This window comes from Sporosarcina pasteurii (assembly GCF_041295575.1).
Lineage (GTDB): Bacteria > Bacillota > Bacilli > Bacillales_A > Planococcaceae > Sporosarcina > Sporosarcina pasteurii.
On the sequence record NZ_CP160452.1, the window covers coordinates 1612784 to 1628565 of the forward strand.

Sequence of the window (15782 nt, forward strand, 5' to 3'; positions counted from 1 at the left end):
CAAAGGACACGCCGTAATAGGTTGCCCTCCCTTTACCTTTTGTCTGCCGTATCTAAACTGCACACTACAATAAGGGTTGTTCCTTGTCTTTTAGTCTGATTGATTGATAAAATGAACTGAGTACTATCGTTTTAGCTTTTTTTAAGGAGTGAACATGAATGAGTAAAATTATTCACCGTACGAAAACACGCCCTGTTCGTGTGGGCAATTTAACAATCGGTGGTAACGACGAACTTTTCGTCCAAAGTATGACAACGACTAAAACACATGATGTAGAAGCAACAGTTAAAGAAATTTTGCGCCTAGAAGAAGCTGGGGTGCAAATTATTCGAGTTGCCTGCCCAGATGAAAGAGCTGCGAACGCTTTAGGTGAAATAAAAAAACAAATTAACATACCTCTCGTAGTAGACATCCATTTTGATTATAAACTGGCTCTTATTGCGATTGAACAAGGCGTAGACAAAATCCGTATCAACCCAGGTAATATTGGAAGAAGGGAAAAAGTTGAAGCAGTTGTGAATGCTGCAAAAGCGAAAGGAATCCCTATTCGTATCGGTGTTAACGCTGGGTCTCTTGAGCGAAAAATCCTAGAAAAATATGGCTATCCAACGGCAGATGGAATGGTAGAAAGTGCGCTCCATCATATTAAAATTTTAGAAGATCTTGATTTCCATGATATTATTGTTTCCCTAAAAGCTTCAGATGTAAACTTAGCTGTTGAAGCTTATATGAAGGCGGCAGCTGCTTTCGACTACCCACTTCATTTAGGGATTACGGAATCCGGAACGCAATTTGCAGGAACTGTTAAAAGTTCAGCGGGTCTCGGAACATTATTGTCCGCTGGGATTGGAAACACACTGCGTGTATCTCTAAGTGCTGATCCAGTTGAAGAAGTAAAAGTGGGAAGAGAATTACTAAAAGTATTCGGACTTTCTTCAGATGCAGCTACCTTAATTTCATGCCCGACATGCGGAAGAATTGAAATTGATTTAATTAGCATTGCGAACGAAGTAGAAGAATACATCTCAAATATTAAAGCACCTCTGAAAGTTGCTGTGCTTGGTTGCGCCGTAAACGGGCCTGGAGAAGCACGTGAAGCCGATATCGGAATTGCAGGTGCCCGTGGGGAAGGATTACTCTTCATGAAAGGTAAAACTGTTCGTAAAGTACCTGAAGAAACAATGGTGGAAGAGTTGAAGATTGAAATCGACAAGCTAGCAGAAGAGTATTTTGAAAAGAAACGTCAAGAAGAATTAGCTTTACAAGCGGAGGTTCAAAATTGAAACCTTTCCGTTTCGGGATTGATATTGACGGTACAGTAACTTGTCCGACCTCTCTCCTTCCCTATATTAATAAAGCCTACAATGTTAACTTAGTGCTCGATGATATTAAGGAATATGACTTAACAAAAGCATTCTCAGTCGATGAAAAACAGTTTTATACATGGTATAAAACCGTTGAGAGTAAGATTTATGACACTTCCCCTCCTCAAGAGTATGCAAAAAAAGTATTAGATGCTTGGAATAATCACTATGAATTGTTTTACATTTCTGCACGTGGAGAAAACGTTTTTGATACTACGACGAACTGGTTTGAACGAGAAGCTATTCCCTATGACCATATAGAACTCATTGGTAGTCATTATAAAATAGAAGCCGCAAAGAAACATAGTGTTCATGCTTTTTTCGAAGATAAACATGATAATGCTGTTGATATCCATGAGGAGCTGGATATCCCGGTACTATTGTTTGACACGCCATATAATCGAAAACCGATTCCAGATGGTGTCATACGTGTTACAAATTGGCAAGAAGCGAACGACTGGATTGGAAAGCTTTTTCCAATCACTTCATCAAACGAATAAAAACAAAACGGTGTTCAAACAATTTTATGTTTGAACACCGTTTTTTATTTTATACAGTTCATTAACTCGCAATACATTGTGGACATTTGCCGTATACTTCAAATTTATGTGATTCTATCTCATAATTTGAAAGATCGATGGAAAGGATGTCCATGGGACACTCAGGAATGTTGCGTGTCACACCACATAACGTACAAATAAAATGATGATGGTGTACGCCGGGTTCACAATGCATTCTGAAATGGCGCTCTCCAGTTAATTCAGTTTCCTCTAAAATCCCAAGCTCTGTAAACGTCGCTAAATTTCTATAGATTGTATCAAAGCTTATGCCAGGATTATCTTTTTCCATATGAAGTTTTACATCACCGGCGGTTAAATATCGATTATGTGCAGCAAAAAACTGAAGAATTACATCTCGATTCTTCGTTCGTTTGAATTCGTTTTTCTGAAGGATATTCCATGCCTCATCTAAATTCATGCGACTTCCTCCTTCTCTAGAAGTATATTTCGTTCACCACGGATTTTTTTCCAACCAATAACAAGTAGCAGTAATAGAATCGATGTCACAACAATCGTTCCGCCTGGTGCTATGTCCAAATAGAAAGCACTCACAAGGCCTATCAAAACTGACATCTCCCCGAGTACAATGGAATAGATCATTGCACCTTTAAAACTTTTCGCCAATTGCATAGCCGCTGCTACTGGAACAGTCATTAAAGAAGATACGAGTAAAATCCCAACAATTCTCATAGACGCCCCAATAACAAGTGCTGTAATGACCATGAAAAACAACTGAATATAGCGGGCATTAATTCCCGAAACCTTAGAGTACTCTGCATCGAATGATAACACGAAAAGCTCTTTATATAAGAAATAAATAAATGCGATAACAATGATTGCAATCACAATGACAATCAGTAAATCCTGACGACTTACTGCAGAGACGGAGCCAAATAAATAACCGATTAAATCAGCACTAAACCCTTTAGAAAGCGAAATGAATATCGCACCGAGGCCGATTCCCGCCGATAAGATTACAGGAATGGCTAGTTCTTCATAATGTTTATACATCCCTCTCAACTTTTCGATCAGAAGCGAACCACCAACCGCTGTGCCTATTCCAAAATAGACCGGATTTAATGCGCTGAAAAATAGTACTTGTTGACTTAAAAAAAGACTACCTGCAATTCCAGCAAGTGCTACGTGACTCAACGCATCTGCGATAAGTGCAAGTCGCCTCACGACAATAAATAACCCCAATAACGGAGCAATTAGGCCGATGATGATTCCAGACAGGAAAGCATTTTGTAAAAACTCATAAGAAAAAATAGCATCAATCATTCATTCGTCCCCCTTCATATTGGTGGACACGTCTAACAGGATGACCATACCACTTCGAAATTTCTTCAGTTTCCATCTTATGAAAGTCAGACTGCATTCCATGGAAATGGATAGAACGATTTAAGCAAGCAACATGTGTAGCCAGTTCAGTAACAATATCAATTTCATGCGTAACAAGTAAAATTGCAATCCCGTGTTCACCGTTTAACTTGTTCAGCATAGAATAAAACGATGCGACATTTTGTTGGTCTATGCCAACTGTCGGTTCATCCATTACTAAAAGTTTAGGCTCACCTGCAAGTGCCCTTGCGATAAAAACACGTTGTTGTTGTCCCCCGGATAATTCTCCAATATTGTTACGTGCAAAATTTTCCATACCAACAACCTTAAGTGCATCCATAGCTTTCTCATGATCGTGTTTTGAAAATCGCTTGAATAGTCCTTTTTTACGCGTAAGTCCACTACGTACAACTTCCAAAACAGTTGCTGGAAAACCACTATTAAAAGAATTGGATTTCTGCGAAACATAACCTATCAATTCTCGATGCTGAAAACGCTCGATATCAGCACCAAATAGCTTAACAGACCCCGAGTCAGGTTTTAGTAAACCTAAAATAATATTAATAAGCGTTGATTTTCCTGACCCATTCGGCCCGATTAATGCCCAAAACTCACCTTCTTTAAGTTTAAAATCAATATGTTCAAGGACGACTCGTTGTTCATAACTAAAGTTAACGTCCTCCAGTTCAATAAGTGTGTTCATAAAGTAATTCCCTTCCACGTAATCGAAATCATTACGATTAATAAAAAAATTATAACTGAAAATGGCTTTGGATTCAACCAATTAAGAAAGAGGGATTGAGAAATGGATTTTGTTCAGTTTCTAAATGAAGTGAAAATGAGCAGTGATCGTGAAGTTCAATCAATTGCGTCTTCCTATGGGGTAGACTTTTCAATTTCAGAAATTAAAGCTCTGCGCCCGTTGTTAGACGATATTTCTATTCATTGGATTTTCACAGGTATTCCCGATAGCTTTGTCTATAAAGTTCAACAAGCAATCGGGACATCGAAAACAGACGATTTACTTAAAATGTATCAAAATGCTACACGTCGATAGGTACTACACTTTATTCTGAATAAGGCCGTCATTACTTCTCTCTTGGTCATTTTACAAGTGAAAAGCCCATCCAAGCGATGGGCTTTTACATGTTAAGACTGTTTCAGTTGTTCAATCATTTCAGGTCGATAAATACCTTCTCGTAACATTTCAATTTCCACTTGATAAGGTGCGTGTTTCTTTTTAGGATCATTACCTACGAACGGTGTTTCTAAAATCTTCGGAATGTCTACAAAGTCAGAATGATGCACGATATTATGGAGTGCATCAAAACCGATATATCCAAATCCAAGATTTTCGTGACGGTCTTTGCCTGCTCCACGTTCATTTTTACTATCATTAATATGAATAACTGAAATACGTTCTTTTCCAATGAGACTATCAAACTCATGAAGTACATGATCAAATTGGTTCACAATGTCATAACCAGCATCATGAACGTGACATGTATCAAAACAAACCGACAGTCTTTCGTTATGGGTAACGCCATCTATAATTCTCGCAATTTCATCAAAGCTTCTACCAATCTCTGTTCCTTTCCCTGCCATTGTTTCTAATGCTATTTTAACAGGATAATCTTGTGAAAGGACTTCATTCAAGCCTTCAATGATTTTCGCAATTCCTTTGTCGACCCCAGCGCCTACATGCGCACCCGGATGTAACACAATTTGATTCACGCCGAGTGCAGCAGTACGCTCGATTTCTGATTGTAAGAAATCAACACCAAGTTGAAATGTTGCCGGTTTAGTCGTATTTGCAATATTAATAATGTACGGTGCATGCACGACAACATTAGAGATACCATGTTCTTCCATATGTGCTAGACCGGCTTCAATATTTAGTTCCTCAACAGGCTTTCTCCGTGTATTTTGAGGAGCGCCTGTATAAATCATAAAAGTAGTTGCTCCGTATTTAACAGCATCCTCACTTGATCCGAGCAACATTTTCTTGCCACTCATTGATACGTGTGAGCCAAGGAGCAATGATTGTTTTTTCGTCATTTTTTTCGTTGCTTTCTCCTTTCTTGTCTCTTAAAGTTTTCAATTTGTTTCGCCATTTTCTTTTTATATCCTGGTTTTACTTTTTTAGGTTTACGAACAAATGCCACTGCTTGACGATCAATTTCATCAAATTGTTTCGTACGCTTTTTCCGGGCATGACGCTCTTTCACTTCTCTCCATTCGCCATTTTTGACATCTTCATGAACGAATGGAATACCTAGCTTTTCGATATTCGTTATTTTATCCTCATCCGTCGGTTCGTAAAGCGTAATTGCGTGTCCTTCAAGCCCTGCTCTTGCTGTACGGCCTACACGGTGGATAAAAAATTCTAGATCGTCGGGAATTTCGAAATTAATCACATGGCTGACACCTGGAATATCAATCCCTCTAGCAGCCAAATCTGTCGCAACGATGTATTCAAATTCTAGATCACGAACCCTTCTCATCATGCGTGTCCGTTCACGTGGAGATAAATCCCCATGAATTCTTCCCGTTTTAATGCCTTCCTGTTCCAAAAAGCTTGCAAGTTCTTCCGCGTTTTTACGTGTATTGGTAAAAATAATCGCCAAATAGGGTGTAATACTTTCAAGTACTTGCAATAACTTTTTCTCTTTTTTCATACTTCTTACTGGAACAAGCGAATAATGGATGCCTTCCGTGAACGATTGACGCTCACCTATTTTAATATGTGCTGGCGACTCCATATACTTGTTGAGAAATGGTTTGAGTTTTTCCGGAATTGTCGCCGAAAAAACAAACATTTCAAGATGCTCAGGCATTCTAGATGCAAATTTATCAATGTCTTCAATAAAGCCCATATCAAAAGCCAGATCTGCTTCATCAATCACAAGCATATTTGCTGTATGGACTAAAAGTGCATTACTTTGTGCCATATCATTGATTCTTCCTGGCGTTCCCACTACTATTTGTGGATTAGATTTTAAGCGGTTTGCAGCTCGCTCTTTATCTGTTCCACCAATTAATAAAGCAGAACGAATTCCAGTTTCTTCTGTTAGCTTTAATAGTTCATCATATAATTGCGTTGCAAGTTCTCGAGTTGGCGCAGTAATAATCGCTTGTAAATCATCAGAACTTTCTTCTATACGCTCCACAATTGGAATAAGAAAACTATGTGATTTTCCAGTTCCAGTATGTGCTTGTCCAATCGCAGATGTACCTCTTAATATAAGCGGGATCATCTCTTTTTGAATTGGCGTTGGATTTTCAAAACCAAGTTTTCGAATCGCTTCTCGAAGGAATGGTTGAAAATTATAATCAGTGAATTTAGACATAATGATGCCTCCTTACTTATTCTCTATTGTAACATGATTCTGTCCCATCGTAAGTGTTTTTCGCATACGATAAGATATGAAAGTTTATTCAGATTTAATGAAAGGAGTTTTACAGTGAGATACGAATCGTTTTATCCGTTCGCACACAACCAGCCACCTCATATGAGACAACAATATTCTAATCCGAATATGTATTGGCCCCCTGTACGAAATCAGGGACAGCCACCGGTCATGGGTGCACCTCAACCCCAGCCTCAACCATCAAACAATCATATACCAGGTCAAGCGGGAGGGCAAGGACCGTCAAAACTAGATGCTTACATGCAAACGGCAGATCGATTTTTAAATACTGCCCAACAATTTGCGCCCATTGTTCAACAGGTTGCCCCAATGATTAGTAATTTACCTGCAATGTGGAGATTATACAAAGGATTTCAATCTATGCCTAATGCAGGAGCATCAAATCTAGCTAGTCAAGCTACAACTGCCCAATCTGCAGCTCAGTCGACAGCGCAAGCAGCAAGATCGGCTTCTTCCGTACCCAGAATATTCCAACCACCTAATCCTTAACTTTGAACAACGATTCTAACTCCGCTATAATAGAATATAGTATCCTATTTAGAGGAGTGAATTGAATGAAAGTATTAAAGATTACCCCAAGAGGTTATTGTTATGGGGTTGTCGATGCAATGATTATCGCACGAAATGCGGCGCTCGACAAAACATTACCGAGACCCATTTATATATTAGGGATGATTGTCCATAACAAACATGTTACGGACGCATTTGAAGAAGATGGGATTATTACATTAGACGGAAAAAATCGTTTAGAGATTCTAGAGAAAGCTGACAAAGGAACAGTCATTTTCACGGCTCACGGGGTTTCACCGGCTGTTAGGGAATTGGCAAAAAGAAAAGGTCTTGTTTCAATTGATGCAACTTGCCCAGATGTAACTGTAACGCATGATTTAATAGCAGAAAAAACTGCTGAAGGCTATGATATTATTTATATTGGAAAACGTTACCATCCTGAGCCAGAAGGTGCTATGGGCGTGGCACCAGATAAAGTACACTTAATTGAAACACCAGAAGACATCGAAAGTTTAAATGTCGATAATGACAAGTTACTCGTTACAAACCAAACGACGATGAGTCAGTGGGATGTCGCTCATTTAATGGAGGCACTAAAAGAAAAGTATCCACATATCGAGCAACATAAAGAAATTTGTTTAGCGACCCAAGTTAGACAAGAAGCGGTTGCAGAACAAGCTGGAGAAGCAGATTTACTTATTGTTGTTGGAGACCCTTCAAGCAACAACTCAAATCGCTTAACCCAAGTATCTGTAGAAATTGCAAACACACCGTCATATCGAATTTCTGACGTATCTGAAATTGATATTAGTTGGCTCAAAGGGATTGAAACTGTTGCAGTGACTGCAGGCGCATCGACGCCTACAATTATCGTGCGTGAAGTCATGCAATTTTTAGAGAAGTTCGATCCAGAAGATCCTTCTACTCACGTACCAGAGAAAAAATTCGAACTAAATAAAATTCTACCTAGGATAAAAAACCCACAACCAGTAGAGCGTATTGAACCATACGTTTAAATAGTCAAAAAAAAACGGTCTCTAGATCAAATAGAGACCGTTTTTTATTATCTATTTTAAGCGATACCCCTCGCAGACACATAAACAGTTTCACCTTATTTAAACTGGAATGGTTCTGTATTCACTTCAGATTTGAGGAAGTTGACGGCAAACTTAGCATCGTTGCATGCTTGTTGCATATAAACTGCAACCCCTTCAATCATTACTTTTTCAATATTATGTCCAGGATCTACAACAGCGAGATTAATCGATTCAGCATCATGAGCAACATGATAATATAAGTCTCCAGTGACTAGTACGTCAGCCCCATTTCTTTTGGCAGCATGGATGTATTTATTGCCATCGCCGCCTAAAACAGCGACTTTACGAATCATTTTATTCGGATCGCCGACGTAGCGTAGCGCAGGCACTTGAAAGACGTCTTTCACTTTAGACGCAAATAAGTCCAACGTAAGGGGTTCTTCTAGTTCTCCAACTCTTCCTAAACCGAGCGTATTCCCTCTCTGTTCTAGTTTTAGAATATCGTAAGCCGGTTCTTCGTAAGGATGGGCATTTAACATCGCTTTTAATACGCGGTTACGATTTGGAGCAGGCACAATCACTTCAATTTTTTCCTCAGCAACAACCTCTTCCTTGCCTACTTGACCAATATAAGGATTTGCATTGTCTGCAGGTGTAAAACGACCAGCCCCTTCAGATGTAAAGCTACATGCTGTATACTCACCGATTGCACCAGCACCTGCTTGACCTAACGCTATACGCATTTCTTCTGCATGTGTTGCGGGACAAAATACAATCATTTTATAAAGCGCTTCTGAGTAGGTTTGTTCCATCACCTTTGTATTTACGAGTCCAATTTTTTCTGCAAGCATATCATTTACGCCGCCTTTAGCAACATCTAAATTCGTATGCGCAGCGTAAATGGTAATATCATGTTTAATACATTTTTCAAACATCCGGCCTTGTACTGTGTCGGTCGCAATGTTTTTTAACGGTCTGAAGATTGGCGGATGATGAGCGATAATTAGATTTGCTCCTTTTTCAATAGCTTCATCCACAACTTCTTCATTCACATCGAGTGTTACAAGTACCTTTTCGACAGGCCGATTTAATTGACCAACATGAACCCCGACAGGATCTCCTTCAAGTGCATAGGATTTTGGTGACCACTGTTCGAATAAGTTAATGACTTCATGGCCATTTACTCTTTTCACTTTTGCAACACCTCTTCTACTAATTGAATCTGTTTATTTAATTGCCCTCGTTTCTCTTCAGCTATGGGATTATTTTTTGCCTCGCCCAAAGAGTGTACGATATGATTCCATTGATCTATCTCGTGTAGCCACTTCTCATTAAACACATGGTTCTTTTCTATTGAAAGAATCGGTCCTAACAAAAGGTCTGCCTCGCTGTAGGATGCCTTACCTTTCTCTAAGACAACGACTTCATAAATCTTACCATCTTCTTTTAGAATTCTTTCATCGATGATTACCCAATCGTTGTTTACTGCCCATTCACGGATTGCTTTTGCATGAATATTTGGTTGTGTAATGATGCGCTTAACCGATGTTAAATGCGAGTTCCCTTCATCTAAAATCTTAGCGATTAAAGGACCACCCATTCCAGCAATACTCACTGTATCTACACCATCCTGCTCTTGGATGGCAAATAGACCATTTGCTAACCTGACTGTAACAGCATCCGACACATCTTCACGCTGAACATTTTTTAATGCAGATTCATAAGGTCCTTTTACAACCTCCCCAGCAACTGCTTTTTTTATAACGCCTTTTTGAACAAGATAAGTCGGTAAGTATGCGTGATCACTACCGATATCTGCTAGAATCGCATCTTGCTCAACGTAAGAAGCTACAACCTGTAATCTTTCTGATAATTGTATCATTCAACCAACTCCTTCTCTATCTTTGAAATAAAAAAGCATCTATCAGTAGTATGTCCTACTGATAGATGGCTTTACTAATTGGTGTGATTATTCAAGTGATAAAATATAGTCCGCCATTGCTTCTAGATCAGCATCTGGAACTAAGCCACCTGGCATTCCACCATCTGTACCGTTTTTCATAATGTCTTTAAGTTCTTCTTTAGATAAAGCAGTGCCCACTAATCCCGGTGCTCCTCCACCTTCTAGGTTTCCACCGTGACAAGAAACACACTTCGCATCTGAAAAGGATGCCGCATCAAAGTCTGCTGCTACTTCAGTGTTTTCGGTATCTTCATTTGCGATTTCATCTTTTTGATCAAGTCCGTATAAGGACATGAAGAAGATAAGTCCAATTCCTAATGCCATGATTAGAAGAAAAGGTACTATCGGATTCTTACCCATCGAATAACCCTCCTTATCAACATCAATTCTGTAATAAATATAGTACACAACTATTATTGTACTGTAAATACTACTAAACTGAAAGCGATTTCCAGAAATTATTCATTGTTTGTGAAGTTTTCGACAAAAAGTTCACAATTTAGCAACCAATCAGCCGTGCAATCACCATTCGTTGGACTTCAGAAGTACCTTCTCCGATTTCTAATAGTTTTGCATCTCGCATATATCGCTCAACTTCATATTCTTTCATATACCCATAGCCGCCATGAATTTGAACTGATTCGTTTGCAATTTCCATTGCAATCTCAGATGCGTACAATTTACACATTGCCGCCTCTTTCGTGAATGGACGTCCCTCATCTTTTAACCATGCAGCTTTATAGACCATGTTACGTGCTAATTCTATCTTCATGGCCATATCAGCCAATTTAAACTGGGTAACTTGAAATTCAGATAACGCCTTACCGAATTGCTTACGTTCTTTCGCATATTGAAGAGCTCTGTCATAAGCCGCCTGTGCAATTCCTACAGCCATTGCACCAATCCCTATCCTTCCTCCATCTAATGTCACTAAGAATTGCTTAAAGCCATTACCACGCTTTCCTAGTAGATTATCTTTAGGGACTCGGACGTTGTCTAAGACAAGCTCTGTCGTATTAGATGCATTCAAACCCATTTTTTCATAATTGTCTATGATCGTAAAACCTTCCGCACTTGTCGGAACGATAATGGCGCTAATTTCTTTCTTCCCGTCTTTCACATCTGTAATTGCTGTAAGCGCTAAATGATTTGCATAGCTCGCGTTCGTTATATAAACTTTTGAACCGTTAATGATAAAATCATCGCCATCTTCTTTCGCAGTCGTTTGCGTCCCCCCCGCATCCGACCCTGCATTTGGTTCCGTTAATCCAAATGCACCAAAAGACTCCCCTGTACAAATCGGCGTTAAAAACTTTTCTTTTTGCTCTTCGGTACCAAATAAATTAAGTGGAGCGCCCCCTAAAGAAATATGTGCAGAATAAGTAATTCCAGTTGAAGCACATGCTCTACTCAATTCTTCTGTTACAATCGCAAAACTTATCGTATCTGCTCCGCCGCCCCCATATTTTTCTGGAAATGGCAACCCCATCATGCCCATTTCCGAAAGCTTTTTAAAAATATCGGCTGGAAACTCTTTCGTTCGATCACGATCGACTGCCCCCGGTGCAACTTCTTCAGTCGAAAATTCATGCATCATTTTCTTAATCATCTGTTGTTCTTCAGTTAAATCAAAGTTCAACTATCCCACTCCCCTTTTCTGTCAAAACTTACAATTACCATTATAACGAATAGTTGAACTGTTTAACAACCTAGCGTGATGATTTTTTTTATTCTGAATTAAAAGATTGAATATGCTATAATACAAATGAGCCCTATCAAACCTGAAAGCGTAAAGTATAACAACTTTAAAAAACGTCCTACCAACAGCCAAATCACACAATTTAAAACGAGCAAACCTATCAAAATCATTGGTTGTTGAGAAAAAAACAATGACCATAATTTCAGTGACATGAGTAATAATAACAATGCGCTCACGATATAAATGGTGGATAATATAATCGATTGTTTGTTAGATTTAAAAATTGCATAACTAAATAAAATAATCATGCCAATAGCGCCAAATAATAATGCAATCCCATTATCGATAAATAGCATTACCATGGCCAAAAATATACCGATGAATAAGTTAAATATCACCAAATATTTTTGTTTCTTTTTTTCTTTATGTAAGATTGAAGAAGTAAGGTTCCCAGCTTCTTTATGCTGTTCATTTCCTTGTGCGTATAACGCTGTAAGGAAATCACAATAATGCCCTGGCAATAAATTGTTTTGCTTCCAATATTTAATTTCGGAAAGAATAATTTTTTTCCTTTGTTCATTCATACATCATCACCTCTGTGTTATTACAAAAGCCGAGGACTTAGCTCTGAATAGTATCAGTTAAGCCGTGTTAAAGGAAGAATATAGAAAAAGCTGACATTCTCAAGCTTTAAAAAAGCACCGGCTACTAACGCCGATGCTTTTGATATGTTAATTTTTATTCTAAGAAATCTTTTAGACGTTTACTTCTTGATGGGTGTCTTAATTTACGTAATGCTTTCGCTTCAATTTGACGAATTCGTTCACGCGTTACGCCAAATACACGCCCCACTTCTTCGAGTGTTCTTGTACGTCCATCGTCAAGACCAAATCGAAGACGAAGGACATTTTCTTCTCGATCCGTTAATGTATCAAGAACATCTTCAAGTTGCTCTTTTAATAGCTCGTAAGCAGCATGATCTGAAGGAGACTGCGCTTCATTGTCTTCGATAAAATCACCTAAATGAGAATCATCTTCTTCACCAATTGGTGTTTCGAGTGAGACAGGTTCTTGTGATATTTTTAAAATTTCACGGACTCTATCAGCCGTCAATTCCATTTCTTCACCAATTTCTTCAGGCGTAGGTTCGCGTCCTAAATCTTGTAGCAATTGGCGTTGAACGCGAATTAATTTATTAATGGTTTCAACCATGTGAACTGGAATACGAATTGTTCTTGCTTGGTCTGCAATCGCACGTGTAATTGCTTGACGAATCCACCATGTCGCATACGTACTAAATTTAAATCCTTTTGTATGGTCAAACTTTTCAACTGCTTTAATAAGTCCCATGTTTCCTTCTTGAATGAGGTCAAGGAAAAGCATGCCACGTCCTACATAACGTTTCGCAATACTAACAACAAGACGTAAGTTAGCTTCTGCTAATTCCTTGCTGGCTTCTTCGTCGCCTTCAATGATTCGCTTCGCAAGCGCTACTTCCTCATCACCAGTCAATAGTTCAACACGGCCGATTTCTTTTAAGTACATGCGAACCGGGTCATTAATTTTGACGCCAGGAGGAACGCTTAAGTCATTTAAATCTATTTTAGAGTCGTCATCATCTTTAGCTTTATTTGAAGTGCTTTCCTCTTCTTCATCATCTGATTCACGGTCCATCTCTACACCTTCAGCCTCAAGCAAATCGAGGAACTCCTCAAATTGTTCTGGTTCCATTTCGAACTTTGATAATTTTTCTGTTACTTCATCAAGTGTAAGTTCACCTGTTTTCTTCCCTGCTTCTACTAACTGCTGTTGCACTTCTTTTAAAGTTAACTCTTCTTTTACTTCTGATGTAATATCTTTTTTACTCATCTTACCCGTTCCTCCTCCTAACACCGGATTATGGCTACAAAGCCGCTAATGAATTTCGAAGCTGAATAATTTCCCTGGCCAGCTCCAGCGCCCGGGTATGATTATTAACTCTTTCTGCTTCTTTTGATTCGTGCATTTTTTCTTGGATAGATATTTCTATACGCTTTTTTTCAAGATGTATGATACAATCTTCAATTTCCTTTTCAGCATTGTCAGAGTCAGATTCCAACATAGCTGCTTCAAGGACTAACTTCCTTAACTCGCGATCATCTATGGATTCAGCGAAACGGTGAAAATCTGGTTTTTTATACTGCTCGTAAAATCCGGCAAGACGTACGAATATCGTTGCGTAATCTTCATGAAAAAACACCTCTCTTTTTTCTTCTTTAAAGCGATCAAAAAGAGAGCCGTCATTTAATAAATGGTGCAATAACAATCTCTCTGCGCGTTCAGTCCCCGTTTTTTGTCGAGCTTTAGGAACTGGCGTCGTGCTTTTGTTCTCTACTACAGCAGGAGACATAGAATCAGCTTTCGCTTGCCTTGCCCGATTTCCCGCCATTTTGATAAACTGTTGGTTAATCGCTTCAACTGACACATTAGTCTCCTCAGATAATTGTCGGATATATAAATCCCTTTCTACTGGAGACGAGCGTAAAGCTAATTCTTCAAGTACTTCATGAATGAATTGCAATACATCGTTTTCATAGGATAGGTTTTTAGACCGTTTTGCATACGCCATGATAAATGACATGTATGAGTGTGGATTTCCAATAATTTGGTCGCGGAAAGCTTCGCCGCCATACTTTTGAATAAATTCATCTGGATCCATATCATTTGGCAAGAGTGCGATACGAATATTCATCCCGTTTGCGTTTGCAATCGAAGCAAACCGCTTCGCAGCTTCCCAACCAGCATGATCACCGTCACAACAAATGATTAATTCTTTCGCAATTCTTTTTAATTTCAACAGATGTGTTTCGGATAGAGACGTTCCCATAATTGCTACAGAATTTCCGACATCAACATGGTCGGCGGAAATTGTATCCATAAAACCTTCAAACAGTATTACTTTACCCGTTTTTCTTATGTTAAGACGTGCATTGTGCAAATTATATAATATTTTACTTTTTTCAAATATCGGCGTCTCAGGACTATTCAAGTATTTTGCAACTTCTTTATCCTCATAAAGGGAGCGACCGGAAAAAGCAATGACATTCCCAGTATCATCCCAAAGCGGAAACATAATACGTCCTCGGAATCTGTCAAAATAACCTGTCCCATCGTCTTTCATAATACAAAGACCTGAACGTTCCATTTCTTGCATATTAAAACCTTTTCTTTTTAATAAGCCAGATAATGCCTCAAAATCATCTAATGCCCACCCAATACCATATTTTTCTATACTAGCCCTCGTAAACCCTCTTTTTTCTAGATATTCTAGTGCTTTTTCACCTTCAACAGTATTTAAGAGTATGTGGCTATAAAAATTTGTCGCAAGTGCGTGGGCGTCCATCATCTGTTTGAACTCTTGTTGGTTAGTATGCCCCGAGCCGCTAACCGGTATAACATCTATCCCGACACCGACTCGTTCAGCTAACTTAATGATTGTCTCAGAAAAAGTTCGACTTTCAAGATCCATGACAAAAGTAATTGCATTTCCGCTTGCACCACAGCCAAAACAGTGGAAGAGTTGTTTATCTTCTGAAACCGAAAAAGACGGAGTGTTTTCGCCGTGGAAAGGACAAAGACCGAACCAGTTCTTCCCTCTCTTCGTTAATTGAATATATTCACCTATCAAATCGACAATATCCGTTTTCTTGCGTATTTCTTCAATCGTTTCTTCCGGAATTCTTGCCATTCAATCACCATTTCCTACTCATTTCTCGCCATATTACCTAATTTCGAGATTATATTCAAAAACCCTTCTTTTTTCGACATTTTCTTTTAAAAAATCACAATAATGTTTTACGCTTATATTGCTACTTATTTTCATTTTAATACTAGTAAA

At 38.7% G+C, this 15782-nt stretch carries 17 protein-coding genes; 5 read left to right on the forward strand and 12 right to left on the reverse strand.

What is annotated here, in order from left to right; genetic code table 11:
• Nucleotides 1-158 precede the first annotated feature (158 nt).
• Nucleotides 159-1283 carry a flavodoxin-dependent (E)-4-hydroxy-3-methylbut-2-enyl-diphosphate synthase gene (ispG, locus tag AB1H92_RS07470; RefSeq protein WP_115360985.1) on the forward strand — a complete coding sequence of 375 codons (1125 nt, stop codon included), beginning with the start codon at nucleotides 159-161 and terminating at the stop codon, nucleotides 1281-1283.
• Nucleotides 1280-1864 carry a 5' nucleotidase, NT5C type gene (locus AB1H92_RS07475; RefSeq protein WP_115360984.1) on the forward strand — a complete coding sequence of 195 codons (585 nt, stop codon included), beginning with the start codon at nucleotides 1280-1282 and terminating at the stop codon, nucleotides 1862-1864. The genes ispG and AB1H92_RS07475 overlap by 4 nt, the downstream gene beginning before the upstream one ends.
• 61 nt (nucleotides 1865-1925) lie before the next feature.
• Here AB1H92_RS07475 and AB1H92_RS07480 read toward each other — a convergent pair whose 3' ends face one another.
• From AB1H92_RS07480 to AB1H92_RS07490, 3 genes are read right to left on the reverse strand one after another with little or no spacing between them, the layout of a single operon-like run.
• Nucleotides 1926-2342, reverse strand: coding sequence for a Fur family transcriptional regulator (locus AB1H92_RS07480; protein WP_115360982.1), 417 nt, complete (start codon nucleotides 2340-2342; stop codon nucleotides 1926-1928).
• Nucleotides 2339-3205, reverse strand: a complete 867-nt coding sequence (locus tag AB1H92_RS07485) for a metal ABC transporter permease (RefSeq protein ID WP_115360980.1) — start codon at nucleotides 3203-3205, stop codon at nucleotides 2339-2341. Before AB1H92_RS07485 ends, AB1H92_RS07480 begins: the two co-directional genes overlap by 4 nt.
• A complete protein-coding gene (locus AB1H92_RS07490) occupies nucleotides 3198-3968 on the reverse strand; it encodes a metal ABC transporter ATP-binding protein (RefSeq protein WP_115360978.1) in 771 nt (256 codons plus the stop codon). Before AB1H92_RS07490 ends, AB1H92_RS07485 begins: the two co-directional genes overlap by 8 nt.
• A gap of 102 nt (nucleotides 3969-4070) precedes the next feature.
• Here AB1H92_RS07490 and AB1H92_RS07495 point away from each other — a divergent pair, with 102 nt between their 5' ends.
• On the forward strand, nucleotides 4071-4322 hold the full coding sequence (locus AB1H92_RS07495) for a hypothetical protein (protein WP_174904613.1): 252 nt from the start codon (nucleotides 4071-4073) through the stop codon (nucleotides 4320-4322).
• 92 nt (nucleotides 4323-4414) lie between these two features.
• On the opposite strand, the gene AB1H92_RS07500 is transcribed toward AB1H92_RS07495, so the two are convergent.
• Together AB1H92_RS07500 and AB1H92_RS07505 are read right to left on the reverse strand one after the other, a co-directional pair.
• The gene (locus tag AB1H92_RS07500; protein WP_115364079.1) at nucleotides 4415-5305 is read right to left on the reverse strand and encodes a deoxyribonuclease IV; all 891 of its coding nucleotides are present in this window, start codon (nucleotides 5303-5305) and stop codon (nucleotides 4415-4417) included.
• A 14-nt stretch (nucleotides 5306-5319) separates the two neighbouring features.
• The gene (locus tag AB1H92_RS07505; RefSeq protein ID WP_115360976.1) at nucleotides 5320-6615 is read right to left on the reverse strand and encodes a DEAD/DEAH box helicase; all 1296 of its coding nucleotides are present in this window, start codon (nucleotides 6613-6615) and stop codon (nucleotides 5320-5322) included.
• Between the two features lie 114 nt (nucleotides 6616-6729).
• On the opposite strand from AB1H92_RS07505, the gene vrrA reads away from it, so the two are divergent.
• A complete protein-coding gene (vrrA, locus tag AB1H92_RS07510; RefSeq protein ID WP_166739498.1) occupies nucleotides 6730-7185 on the forward strand; it encodes a VrrA/YqfQ family protein in 456 nt (151 codons plus the stop codon).
• Between the two features lie 65 nt (nucleotides 7186-7250).
• Entirely contained in the window at nucleotides 7251-8222 is a 972-nt protein-coding gene (locus AB1H92_RS07515) for a 4-hydroxy-3-methylbut-2-enyl diphosphate reductase (RefSeq protein WP_115360972.1), read from the forward strand.
• A gap of 95 nt (nucleotides 8223-8317) precedes the next feature.
• On the opposite strand, the gene AB1H92_RS07520 is transcribed toward AB1H92_RS07515, so the two are convergent.
• The 7 genes from AB1H92_RS07520 to dnaG form a co-directional block, all read right to left on the reverse strand.
• On the reverse strand, nucleotides 8318-9436 hold the full coding sequence (locus AB1H92_RS07520) for a Nif3-like dinuclear metal center hexameric protein (protein WP_115360970.1): 1119 nt from the start codon (nucleotides 9434-9436) through the stop codon (nucleotides 8318-8320).
• Complete coding sequence (locus tag AB1H92_RS07525; protein WP_115360968.1) at nucleotides 9433-10125, reverse strand: tRNA (adenine(22)-N(1))-methyltransferase TrmK; 693 nt, start codon at nucleotides 10123-10125, stop codon at nucleotides 9433-9435. Before AB1H92_RS07525 ends, AB1H92_RS07520 begins: the two co-directional genes overlap by 4 nt.
• A gap of 87 nt (nucleotides 10126-10212) precedes the next feature.
• On the reverse strand, nucleotides 10213-10566 hold the full coding sequence (cccA, locus tag AB1H92_RS07530) for a cytochrome c550 (RefSeq protein ID WP_115360966.1): 354 nt from the start codon (nucleotides 10564-10566) through the stop codon (nucleotides 10213-10215).
• Nucleotides 10567-10705: 139 nt separating this feature from the next.
• On the reverse strand, nucleotides 10706-11845 hold the full coding sequence (locus tag AB1H92_RS07535; RefSeq protein ID WP_115360964.1) for an acyl-CoA dehydrogenase family protein: 1140 nt from the start codon (nucleotides 11843-11845) through the stop codon (nucleotides 10706-10708).
• 98 nt (nucleotides 11846-11943) lie between these two features.
• A complete protein-coding gene (locus AB1H92_RS07540; protein ID WP_115360962.1) occupies nucleotides 11944-12489 on the reverse strand; it encodes a hypothetical protein in 546 nt (181 codons plus the stop codon).
• Between the two features lie 154 nt (nucleotides 12490-12643).
• Nucleotides 12644-13774 (reverse strand): RNA polymerase sigma factor RpoD, encoded by a 1131-nt coding sequence (gene rpoD, locus AB1H92_RS07545; RefSeq protein WP_115360960.1) that lies wholly within the window; start codon nucleotides 13772-13774, stop codon nucleotides 12644-12646.
• 34 nt (nucleotides 13775-13808) lie between these two features.
• Nucleotides 13809-15632, reverse strand: a complete 1824-nt coding sequence (gene dnaG / locus AB1H92_RS07550) for a DNA primase (protein ID WP_115360958.1) — start codon at nucleotides 15630-15632, stop codon at nucleotides 13809-13811.
• Nucleotides 15633-15782 lie beyond the last annotated feature (150 nt).